The organism is Sandaracinus amylolyticus (assembly GCF_000737325.1).
GTDB classification, from domain to species: domain Bacteria; phylum Myxococcota_A; class Polyangia; order Polyangiales; family Sandaracinaceae; genus Sandaracinus; species Sandaracinus amylolyticus.
This window is the reverse complement of the sequence record NZ_CP011125.1, coordinates 10,320,124-10,327,335: the sequence shown is the minus strand read 5'-3', so window position 1 is coordinate 10,327,335 and position 7,212 is coordinate 10,320,124. Positions and strand designations below refer to the sequence as shown.

The window sequence follows — 7,212 nt, the reverse complement described above, 5'->3', positions numbered from 1 at the left end:
GCGAGGCGCCTCGTCGCCGGGTACACGGAGCAGAGACGCGATGGGCGAGGCACTCGCGACGCGCACCCTCGTTCGTGCGCTCCAGGTCGTGGCGAGCGCGCCCGGTCCGGTGAGCCCGATCGGCGAGCACACCGACGCGGGAGCCGGGCGCAGCTCAGAACTGATAGCCGAGCGCGATCACCAGGCTCGGGAAGAACGTGAAGGTCGCGAGGCGCTCACCGACCTCGTGCTCGGCCTCGTCGATCGCGCGCTCCAGCTCGACCTCGCCACCGGCGTCGATCGAGACGTCCGCGTTCGCCGCGATCGCGTGATCCCAGCGCACCCCGACGCGCACCACGAGGTGCTCGAACGCGACCATGCGCGCGCCGAGCTCGACGTGGACCATGTGGATCATCACCTCGGCGGGGAACGACTCGGGAGCCGCCGCTCGAGGCCCGGCGCGGCGACGCCGTCCTGGCCCATCACGCGCGCCACGAGATCGCGCGAGATCTGCGGCATGCGGTGCAGCAGCGTGTAGCCCGCGCGAGGTCGAGCACCTGGTGCGCGACGCCGAGCGAGAACGACGCCATCGTCGTGCCCGTCGCGATCGCGCGCACGTGCGGCGAGAACGCCGCGTCGTAGGCGCGCGCGTCGACGAGCACGCCGTCGACGAGCGTGACGTAGGGCTCGGGCATCCAGCCGACGTAGGCGCGAGCGAAGATCGGGAAGCGCGGCGGGCGCACGTAGATCGACGCGCCGATCGAGATCGGCACGTGCGTCGCCGCCGAGATCGCGAAGACGCCGCGATCTTCTTCCTCGTCGTGATCGTCCTCGTCGTGCTCGACGTCGGCGGGCGTCTCCTCGGCGCGCGACGATCGCGTCGTCGGGCGTCTCGTCGACACGCGGCGCGGGCGGCAGCGGATCGGGAGGCGGCGCGTGGATCGTGCGGCGTGCCTGCGCGCGCGCGTCGATCGACGCGCGTTGGCGCGACGGTCTCCGGCGCCCACGCGCACGCTCGACGCGCGGTCGACGCTGCGCGACCGCCGGCGATGGGATCGCGTCGATCGCGACGACGACCAGGATCGCCGCGGTCACGACCGCAGCGGCACCGACGAACGTTCGCATCGTGCCCACGCAGGGGCCGCTCCGCACGCCGCGTGCCGCGCGAATTCCCGGCATTCGTGGGCACTCCCGCGCGCACCGCGCCGCGCGGCGCGTGCTCCGCTCCGGGCGTGCGAGGTGGGCCTCGCGTCCTCGGCGCGCGCTCAGCGACGCTGCTCGCGCGATCGCGACGCGGGCGACGCGTCCTCTTCGAGCTCGTGCGCCGGCGCATCCGCCGCGACGCGCACCCGCGGTCCCTTCGTCGCGCCGCGCGCGCGATCGATCGCCTCGACCAGCACCTCGGGCTGCAGCGATCCCACGTACGCGGCCTTCGCCGCGCCGCTCGCGTCGGTGTACTCGATGCGCACCAGCTTGCGCTCCGGCGTGATCGTCGCGAAGTCGCCGCTGCCCTCGCGCAGCATGCGGGCACGATGCTCGTCGTCGTACGTCGCGGGGACCGCGCGCGTGATCGACGCGAGCGCGATGCGGCGCTCCTGGAAGCCGACGTGCAGCACGACCTCGCGCGCGGTGACGATCACGCGCAGCACCGAGTGCGTGATGCTCATCAGCCCGAGGAACCCCGCGAGCGCGCCCATCGCGCCGCCGGCGACGAGCCCCTGCCAGTCACCCGACACGCCCGCCGCGATGCCGATCGTCGCGAACACGCCGAGCGTCCCCGAGATCCCGGCGAGCGTGGCGAACGTGGGCCGCGACGCGATGCGCTCGCGATGGAGGGCCTGCGCGCCGCCGAGATGCTCGCGCTCGAACGCGTCGTCGGACACGCGATCGAGCATCGCACGAAGCGGCCGCGCGACGCGACGAGGGGTCGAGCCGCGTCAGATCAGCGTGAAGCACTCGATCGACGTCTCGATGCGGAAGTTCGATCCGGTCGAGTGACGCTCGGCGTGGAAGAGCTCGAAGCGGTACTCGCCGCCCGGCACGAGCCCGAGTCGCGGCGCGATCGCGTCGAAGTCGATCGTGCCCTCGACCGGCTCGTGCAGCCCACCGAGATCGAGCACCAGCTGGCCCTCGACGAAGATCCAGAGATCGTCGTCGCCGCGGAACGTGAGCCGCTCGCCGCCGCGATAGCGGAAGCGCGTGTGCAGCTCGGTCGTGAAGTGGAAGTTGTGGGTCACCGCGACGCCGCCCTCGTAGTAGGTGCCGTCGCCGAACCCGCGTCCGTCGACCGGGAAGAACGCGTTGCTGTCGAACACCCATCGCCCGTCGCCGGTCGCGCTCAGCGGCAGCTCGACCGTGAAGCGCTGGTTGGTCCCGTCGACGTCGCGATACCACTCGCGGAACGCATCGGGCCCCGCGGTCATCACCGTCGCGCCGGGCGCGGCGTGCACCGGCTTGCCTTCGTCGTCGAGGCGATCGGCGACGAGCCCGGTGCGCGCGACGCGCGAGTCGCCGACCTGATAGGCGTGGTTCTCGAAGTCGACGTGGTCCTCGCGGAAGTCGCGCACCGTCGCGACCAGGCGATCGCAGCGCGCCCCACCGCCGCCATCGCGCGGCATCGTGGTGCGCGCGTCGGGGCCCTGCGTGATCGCCCCTGCGTCGTCGTCGTCCGTGGTGGGCTCGGAGCACCCGATGCAGAGCGCCAGCGCCGCGATCACCGTCCGCGAGATCCTCGCCATCGCGAGGAGAGAGGCGCGCCCGACGTCGATCGGGTCACGGTCGCGACGGCGTGGTACGAACGCGCGAGCGATGGCGCAGGATCCCATCCCCGGGTGGACTCGATCGGCGGAGCACGCGCCGCGCGTGCTTCGTGTCGCGGAGCTCAACCGCGTCGCGCGGTTCGTGATGGAGGACCAGTTCCGCGACGTGTGGGTCGAAGGAGAGCTCGCCGACGTCTCGCGCCCCGCGAGCGGTCACGTGTACTTCACGCTCTGCGACGCGGAGATGCCGGCGCAGGTGCGTGGCGTCATGTACCGCAACGACGCGAGCCGCGCGCGGGCGCGCCTCGAGAACGGCGCGCGCGTGCGGCTGCGCTGCGGGCTCACGATCTACGAGGCGCGCGGCACGTTCCAGCTCGTCGCACGTGTCGCGCTGCCCGCGGGCGAAGGCGATCGCGCGGCCGAGGTCGCGCGCCTCAAGCAGAAGCTCGCGAGCGAAGGGCTCTTCGATCCCACGCGCAAACGAAAGCTGCCGCGCGTGCCGCGCGTGGTCGGCATCGTCACGAGCCGCGACGGCGCCGCGATCCACGACGTCGTGCGCGTCGCGAGCGCGCGCATGGGCGTGCGGCTCGTGCTCGCGCACTGTCAGGTGCAGGGGCCCGACGCGCCGCTCTCGATCGTGCGCGCGATCCGCGGCATCCAGCACGTGCCGGACCTCGACGTGGTCATCGTCGCGCGCGGCGGGGGCGCGTCGGAGGATCTCTCGGCGTACGACGACGAGCGCGTGGCGCGCGCAGTCGCGTCGTGTCGCGTGCCCACCGTGAGCGGCGTGGGCCACGAGGTCGACGTGACGATCGTCGATCTCGTCGCCGACGTGCGCGCCGCGACGCCCTCGAACGCCGCGGAGATCGTGGTGCCCGACGCGGTGCAGCTGCGCGCCGAACTCGAAGGGCTCGAGCGCGCGCTCGCCCGCGCGCTCGATCAACGCGTGCAGCGCGAGCGGCTCCGCATCGAGCGGCTCTTGCGGCGCATCCACGATCCGCGGCGTCGCATCGCGGCCCCGCGGCAGTCGCTCGCGGCGCTGCACGCGTCGCTCGAGCGATCGATCGCGCGCCGGCTCGGCGATGCGCACCGCGCGCTCGATCGGCTGCGGGCGCGGCTCGCGGTGCACGAGCCGCGGGCGCGGCTCTCGCGCGATCGGGATCGGCTGGTCGCGCTCGAAGCGCGCTTGGTGCGCGCGATGCGCGCGCGGCTCGACGACGCGCGCCGCACGATCGTCGATCACGATCGCCGCGTGCGCGCGCTCGGCCCCGCGATGGTGCGCACGCCGCGCGAGCGCCTCGCGCGGCTCGTCGGCACGCTCGACGCGCTCTCGCCGCTCGGGATCCTCGCGCGTGGCTACGCGATCGCGCTGCACCAGCCGAGCGGTGCCGCGCTGGTGCGCGCGCGCGATGCCGCGCCCGGCGACCGTGTGTCGATCCGCGTGCACGAAGGAACGATCGAGACCGTCGTCGAGCGCGTTCGCGACGAGGAGGACGCGTGAAGCAGCTGCTCGCGGTGATCGGGCATCCCATCCATCACTCGCTCTCCCCGGCGATGCACGGCGCCGCCATCGAGGCGCTCGGGATCGACGCGGCGTACCTCGCGTTCGACGTCGCGCCCGACGCGCTCGGAGACGCGGTGCGCGGGCTGCGCGCGATCGGAGCGCTCGGCTTCAACGTCACGCTGCCGCACAAGGAGACGATCGTCGCGCACCTCGACGCGATCGACGACGCGGCGCGCGCGGTCGGCGCGGTGAACACGGTCGTGCGCGAGGGCGCGCGCGTCATCGGCACGAACACCGACGCGCGCGGGCTCGTGCGCTCGCTCGAGGAGGCCGGCGTCGCGCTCGCGGGCGCGCGCGTGGTGATCGTCGGCGCGGGCGGCGCGGCGCGCGCAGCGGCGTACGGCATCGCGCAGGCCGGCGCGCGCTCGATCACCATCGCGGCGCGACGTCCCGCGCAGGCCGAGTCGATCGCGCGCGACCTCGGAGGCGCGATCGACGCGTGCGCGCTCGATGCACCGCGCCTGCTCGTCGACTGCGACCTGCTCGTGCAGGCCTCGAGCGCGACGCTGCACACCGACGCGGGACGCGAGCTCGCGGGCGCGCTGCCGTTCGCGACGATGCCGCGCGGCGCAGCGGTGATCGATCTCGTGTACCGACCGCGCGTGACCGCGGTCCTCGCGGCCGCCGAGGCCCACGGGCTCCGCACCGTCGACGGGCTCGGCATGCTCGTGCACCAGGGCGCGCTCGCGCTCGAGCGATGGACCGGCCGCACGGCGCCCGTCGCGATCATGCGCGCCGCGCTCGAGCGCGCGCTCGCCGCGCGCTGATGCACAGGCCCAGTGGGCAGCCCATGGGCTCGGCGCACGCGCCTCCGTCGCGAGCGTGAGCCGACGTCACGGCGTGCACTGCACGAGTGCGCCACGCTGTGCACGACCGAGCGCGTACATCGGCGAAATCGCCGGTTTCGTGCTGGCCCACCGCCTGCAGAGCGCGACCGCGCCCATGCGCTCCGATCGGCTCCGCTGCTTCGGTCTCATCGCGTCCACGATCGTGCTCGCGGCGTGCGACACGCGCGTGCACGCAGCGGGCGACGCGTCGATGCCGCTCGACCCCGACGGAGGCACCACGCCGACGCACGCGACGATCGGCCGCGCGGGCTGCGAGCACCCGTCGATCGTGAGCGCGCCCGTGGGCACGACGTCGACCACGGCCGTCGTCGCGCTGTACCCGGTGCACGTGCCGTTCGAGGTGACCCACGTCGAGTACGAGCTCGCGGAGCGCGACGGATGCGACGCGTCCCGCGCCCATCGAGTGCGCGTCCTCGTGAGCGAGGGCGAGACGCTCGACGCGAGCGCGCTCGTGGTCCTCGATCGCGACGTGCACGCGGACGCGCCGGGCACGCTCTCGCTCGCGCTCGACGAGCCTGCGCCGCTCGACGCCGAGCAGCGCCTCTGGGTCGAGATCGATCTCGGCGTGTGCCTCGCGCTCTGCCCCGGTCGCGACACGCATCGCGACGCGTTCCGCAGCGACACGCGAGCGCTCGAGCCGCTCGACGCCGACGGTCGGCTCGTCGTGCGCGCCGTCGGGATCGGTCACACGCGCTGAGCGCGCGCGCGCATCTCATAATCAGACTCGCCTTTCGCGCTTCATGCAGCTGCAAACGAGCGCGACCGGTCGCTCACCGGCGAGTTTCTCGCGAGCTGCGTGCGCGCGGCTGGATCCAAAAGGTCCGTCCGCGCGATGTGAAGCAGGTCGGCGAAGCTCAAGCCGACCTTGTCGCGGTACCACGGTCGTCGGATCTGTGGAGCGCGTTCGGGCCGTCGCAGCGACAGTCGTGCCCACATCACGACGATCGAGTAGACGAAGCCAGCGAAGGGCGTCACACGCTCGACTGCTCGCCGCGACCATGCCGGCGACGCGCCGAATCCGAGGTGCTGCTTCAGGTCGCGGAAGCAGACCTCGATCTGCCATCGAGCGGTGTACCGCTCGACGATGTCGGCGGGAGTCCGAGTCGGATCGGTGCAGAAGTAGACGCGGTGCTTGAGCTTACCGGCGCTCAGGCGCACGACGACCACGCGCATCAGCTCGGGACCACGGCCCTGGTACCACTGCGCATCCATCTGCTTGAACGCGAGCGCTCGAGTGCGTCCGTAGAGCGCCGCGCGTGTGGACCGCCACCGCGACGGATCAGCCGCGAGCTGCGCAGGCGTCGGCATCCGCTCTCCGCGAACGCGCGGACGACCGGTGCAACCGCGACGCGCAATCGGGGCGGCGGTCAACACTGCGTTGTCTCGCAACGTGCCGTACACCACGACGTTCTTCGGCAGACCGCGAAGCACGGTCTCGCAGCAGTACGCGGCATCCGCAGAGACGTGCATGGTGAGTTCTGGCGCGACGCGCGCAGCGAGATCTATCAGCTCGCGCGCGAGAGAAGTGCGCTTCGCGTAGGGATCGTTGGTGCGCGTGCAGTCGCGCTCCTGGCGGTAGAGCCGGAAGAAGATCGGGACGGCCCAGCGCCGCTTCGAGAACGGAACTTCCACGATCGCGACGAGCACGACCCAGAGGTGACCGAACACGAAGTTCCGCACGCGTCGACTCGACCGCACCGGGTCGAGATACGTGCCGAGGCCGAACACCATCGGGCCCTTCTTCCGAACGACGGTGTCGTCGATCGCGAGCTGCAGCGATCTGCGCGTCGCGCACGTCCGCACGATCCACTTCAGCAGCTCGGTGCCGACCTCGTCGACGTCCCAAGCGGCTTCCGCGAACAAGCGATGGAACGCAGCGTGATGCGCCCTGCCCGCGAGACCGGCGCCGAGCAGAGCGCTGGTCACCGCGCCCGCTTGCTGGGTGAGCAGCCACCCGCGCATGAGCGCAACGAAGCGCTCGAACGTCGGACGCGTGAACGCTGGACGGACGACTTCCAGAACCTCGGCAAGTGTGCGAAGCCTGCTTTCGGCCACGTGGCCC

At 72.5% G+C, this 7,212-nt stretch carries 8 protein-coding genes; 3 read left to right on the top strand and 5 right to left on the bottom strand.

Annotated features, from left to right (window positions below; genetic code table 11):
- Positions 1 to 154: 154 nt before the first annotated feature.
- The 4 genes from DB32_RS43915 to DB32_RS43900 form a co-directional block, all read right to left on the bottom strand.
- The gene (locus DB32_RS43915; protein WP_157070400.1) at positions 155 to 385 is read right to left on the bottom strand and encodes a hypothetical protein; all 231 of its coding nucleotides are present in this window, start codon (positions 383 to 385) and stop codon (positions 155 to 157) included.
- A 76-nt stretch (positions 386 to 461) separates the two neighbouring features.
- A complete protein-coding gene (locus tag DB32_RS43910; protein WP_157070399.1) occupies positions 462 to 881 on the bottom strand; it encodes a hypothetical protein in 420 nt (139 codons plus the stop codon).
- 363 nt (positions 882 to 1,244) lie between these two features.
- Positions 1,245 to 1,862 carry a hypothetical protein gene (locus DB32_RS43905; RefSeq protein WP_157068531.1) on the bottom strand — a complete coding sequence of 206 codons (618 nt, stop codon included), beginning with the start codon at positions 1,860 to 1,862 and terminating at the stop codon, positions 1,245 to 1,247.
- A gap of 54 nt (positions 1,863 to 1,916) precedes the next feature.
- The gene (locus DB32_RS43900; protein ID WP_053230361.1) at positions 1,917 to 2,717 is read right to left on the bottom strand and encodes a fibro-slime domain-containing protein; all 801 of its coding nucleotides are present in this window, start codon (positions 2,715 to 2,717) and stop codon (positions 1,917 to 1,919) included.
- Between the two features lie 70 nt (positions 2,718 to 2,787).
- Here DB32_RS43900 and xseA point away from each other — a divergent pair, with 70 nt between their 5' ends.
- From xseA to DB32_RS43885, 3 genes are all read left to right on the top strand, one after another.
- Positions 2,788 to 4,239, top strand: a complete 1,452-nt coding sequence (gene xseA, locus DB32_RS43895) for an exodeoxyribonuclease VII large subunit (protein ID WP_075097773.1) — start codon at positions 2,788 to 2,790, stop codon at positions 4,237 to 4,239.
- Positions 4,236 to 5,069 carry a shikimate dehydrogenase gene (aroE, locus tag DB32_RS43890; protein ID WP_053230359.1) on the top strand — a complete coding sequence of 278 codons (834 nt, stop codon included), beginning with the start codon at positions 4,236 to 4,238 and terminating at the stop codon, positions 5,067 to 5,069. Before xseA ends, aroE begins: the two co-directional genes overlap by 4 nt.
- Positions 5,070 to 5,244: 175 nt before the next feature.
- Complete coding sequence (locus DB32_RS43885; protein ID WP_053230358.1) at positions 5,245 to 5,847, top strand: hypothetical protein; 603 nt, start codon at positions 5,245 to 5,247, stop codon at positions 5,845 to 5,847.
- Positions 5,848 to 5,888: 41 nt separating this feature from the next.
- Here DB32_RS43885 and DB32_RS43880 read toward each other — a convergent pair whose 3' ends face one another.
- Entirely contained in the window at positions 5,889 to 7,205 is a 1,317-nt protein-coding gene (locus tag DB32_RS43880; RefSeq protein WP_075097411.1) for an IS701 family transposase, read from the bottom strand.
- Positions 7,206 to 7,212 lie beyond the last annotated feature (7 nt).

Bases quoted from the DNA above. Each gene is read 5' to 3' on its own strand.
- DB32_RS43900 (WP_053230361.1), bottom strand. From the start codon at position 2,717: ATGGCGAGGATCTCGCGGACGGTGATCGCGGCGCTGGCGCTCTGCATC.
- DB32_RS43885 (WP_053230358.1), top strand. From the start codon at position 5,245: ATGCGCTCCGATCGGCTCCGCTGCTTCGGTCTCATCGCGTCCACGATC.
- DB32_RS43915 (WP_157070400.1), bottom strand. From the start codon at position 385: ATGGTCCACGTCGAGCTCGGCGCGCGCATGGTCGCGTTCGAGCACCTC.
- xseA (WP_075097773.1), top strand. From the start codon at position 2,788: ATGGCGCAGGATCCCATCCCCGGGTGGACTCGATCGGCGGAGCACGCG.